This window comes from Streptomyces sp. NPDC054847, from assembly GCF_053610925.1.
In genome coordinates this window covers 1-2,819 of record NZ_JBSGZJ010000650.1, presented here as the reverse complement: position 1 = coordinate 2,819, position 2,819 = coordinate 1, and the positions used below count along the sequence as shown (strand labels likewise).

Annotated in this window: 3 protein-coding genes; 2 read left to right on the top strand and 1 reads right to left on the bottom strand. The window is 71.8% G+C overall.

The features are described from left to right. On the bottom strand, positions 1-541 hold a 541-nt coding region (locus ACWGH4_RS33745), incomplete at its 3' end, for an AMP-binding protein (protein WP_453467570.1). A 393-nt stretch (positions 542-934) separates the two neighbouring features. On the opposite strand from ACWGH4_RS33745, the gene ACWGH4_RS33740 reads away from it, so the two are divergent. Continuing rightward, positions 935-2,011: a serine hydrolase domain-containing protein gene (locus ACWGH4_RS33740; RefSeq protein WP_453467568.1), complete on the top strand. Its 1,077-nt coding sequence runs from the start codon at positions 935-937 to the stop codon at positions 2,009-2,011. Positions 2,012-2,018: 7 nt separating this feature from the next. After that, the gene (locus ACWGH4_RS33735) at positions 2,019-2,774 is read left to right on the top strand and encodes an SDR family NAD(P)-dependent oxidoreductase (protein ID WP_453467566.1); all 756 of its coding nucleotides are present in this window, start codon (positions 2,019-2,021) and stop codon (positions 2,772-2,774) included. Positions 2,775-2,819: the final 45 nt, after the last annotated feature.

The following is a 2,819-nucleotide window of genomic DNA, read 5'->3' as shown; positions in this document are numbered from 1 at the left end:
GGTGGATCAGCGCCCGGGTCAGGGTGTCGGCCGGGGGGGCGGGCCGGTGGGGGGGGGCGGCCGGCCCGTCGCCGGCGCCGTCCAGGGCGACGTGGAGGGGAGTCGCGTCGGCGGGGACCACGCCGTCGTCGGCGTCGGTGACGACGAGGGTGTGCAGGCGGGGCAGTTCCTCGCGCATCTTGGTGAGCAGTTCGGCGGTGGCGCGGGGCACGAACGCGATCTCGATCGCGGCGGCGGTGAACACGTGCCGCAGCGCCGCCTCCCCGATGAGCGGGTTGACCAGGGCGATGGTGTGGCCGCTGCGGCTGGTGCCGTAGTAGGTGGCGGCGAACGCGGTGTCGAGGGTGTTCGCCACGCCGACGGTGGTGGGCCGGGGCGCGGCGCGCAGGAGGTAGTGGGCGACGCGGTCCGCGCGGGCGTCGAGTTCGGCGTAGGTGAGGGTGTGCGGCCCGCGGGCCAGGGCGGTGCCGTCGGGATCCCGGACGGCGGCCCGGCGCAGCAGTCCGTCCAGGGGCAGTTCCGGATACGTGAATCGCGGCACGGCGTGGTCCTCCTCCGGGTGGCGTGATGCCGCGACCGGCTGTGCCTGCCGGGAGGGCACCAGCGCCGGCAGGCACCGGTCGGGTGTCGCATGCCACGCTGTGCTGCCGCGCTCGAGAAACCGTGGAAGGCCGCTCGACGGTCTCTCGGCAAGGCGCGGACGGCGCCGGGGCACCAGGGGCGCCGGGGCGGGGCGGGCCCGGTGCGCGAGCAACGCTCCAGCGGCGTGCGGGCGGGCCTCCATCGCGGGCGGCCACGTTGGGCCGCGTACGTCATTGCCTGCGCAGGAGCCGGGTCGTGTCGCGAAGTGCCGCCCTTGTGGCGGACGGCGCCGCAGCCGGACACTCCGGGCCCCGCGCACGGACCGATTCGCCACCCGATGGGGGTTTCACGCATGACGCAGACGACGATCGACCGGCCGGGGGTCTCGGCTCTTCAGCAGGCCGTGCAGGCAGCGGCGGACCGGCTGGTCCAGGCCGGCGCGGCCGGCGTGCAGTTCCGGGTCACCCGGGGGGACAACTCCTTCGTCGTCACCTCCGGGATCGCGGAGCTGGGCTCGGACCGGCCGGTTCCCGCGGACGGCCGGTTCCGTATCTCGTGCATCACCAAGCCGTTCGTGGCCGTGGTGGTGCTGCAGCTGGTCGCCGAGGGCCGCCTGGACCTGGACCGGAGTGTGGAGTCCTACCTGCCGGGGCTGCTCCCGTACGGCGAGAAGATCACCGTCCGGAACCTGATGCAGCACACCAGCGGCCTGTACAACTACATGGACTCGTTCCAGAAGCCGGGCGACCGGTTCCTGCGCGACCGCTACAAGCACTACGAGCCCGAGGACCTGATCGCCATCGCGGCGGCCAAGCCGCTGGAGTTCGAGCCGGGCACGAAGTTCGCGTACTGCAACACCAACTACTTCATCGTCGGCCTGCTCATCAAGAAGATCACCGGCCGCTCCTACCGCGAGGAGATCACCGAGCGGGTCCTCGAGCCGCTGGGGCTGACGGAGACGACGCTGCCGGGCGACGACCCGAACATCCCCGGCCCGCACGCCCGCGGCTACATGCAGATCGGCGGCGAGCCGGTCGACGTGACGCTGATGAACCCCTCGGAGGCCGGCTGCGCGGGCGAGATCATCTCCACCACGGCGGACCTGGACCGGTTCTTCTGCGCCCTGTTCGACGGGACGCTGCTGAACGAGCCGGAGTTCACCGAGATGACGACGCCGCTGCCGCCGGAGATGATCGAGAACCTGCCGATGGGCATCGGCTACGGCCTGGGCATCATGAAGCTGGAGAACGACGACGACCTGGACCTGTGGGGCCACGGCGCCGGCATCCCCGGCTACGCCACGTTCGCGGCCACCACCCGCGACCGGTCGGCCCGGGTGCAGCTGTCGTTCACGATCGGCGACAAGGACTTCGGCCCGGAGGCCGAGCAGGCCGTCATCCGCGGTGTCAACACCGCCCTGTGCTCCTGAGGCCGCGATGACGGACCAGGTGAGGAAATCGGTCGTCGTCACCGGCGGCGGCACGGGAATCGGCGCCGCCACGGCTCGTGCTTTCGCGGACGACGGCGCGCATGTGCTCATTGTCGGACGCAGTGAATCGACGCTGAAGGAAACAGCGGACGGGCACGACCGAATTCGCATTCTGGTCGCCGATGTCCACGACCACGATGCGCCCGCTCTGATTGTCCGGACGGCGCTCGAAGAATTCGGCCGTCTCGATGTTCTCGTGAACAATGCGGCGGTCACCGCATTCGCGCCCCTGGACGCTCTGGAACGCGATGGTGTGCGGGAGCAGTTGGGCACGAATCTGCTCGCGCCGGTCTTTTTGACGCAGGCGGCCCTGGACGCGCTCGAGGCCGCCGGCGGGGTCGTGGTGAACGTCAGCTCCGCGGGTTCGCTGGGCCGCCGCGCCTGGCCGGAGAACTCGGTGTACGGGATGGCGAAGGTGGCGCTCGACTTCCTGACCCGCACCTGGGCCGTCGAGCTCGCGCCGCGCGGCATCCGCTCGGTCGGTGTCGCGCCCGGTGTCGTGGACACCGGTGTGGGGGTGCGGGCCGGGATGCCGGCGGAGGCGTACGAGGCGTTCCTCGCGCAGATGGCGGAGCGGATCCCGGCGGGCCGGGTGGGCCGGCCGGAGGACATCGCCTGGTGGATCGTCCAGTTGACCCGTCCGGAGGCCGGGTACGCCAACGGCACGGTCGTGGCGGTGGACGGCGCCCTGTCGGTGACCTGACGCCCACCACGCCCACCTGAAGCGGCCCCCGGGGAAATCCCCCCG

Coding starts and splice junctions, on each gene's coding strand:
- ACWGH4_RS33735 (WP_453467566.1), top strand. CDS start 2,019: ATGACGGACCAGGTGAGGAAATCGGTCGTCGTCACCGGCGGCGGCACG.
- ACWGH4_RS33740 (WP_453467568.1), top strand. CDS start 935: ATGACGCAGACGACGATCGACCGGCCGGGGGTCTCGGCTCTTCAGCAG.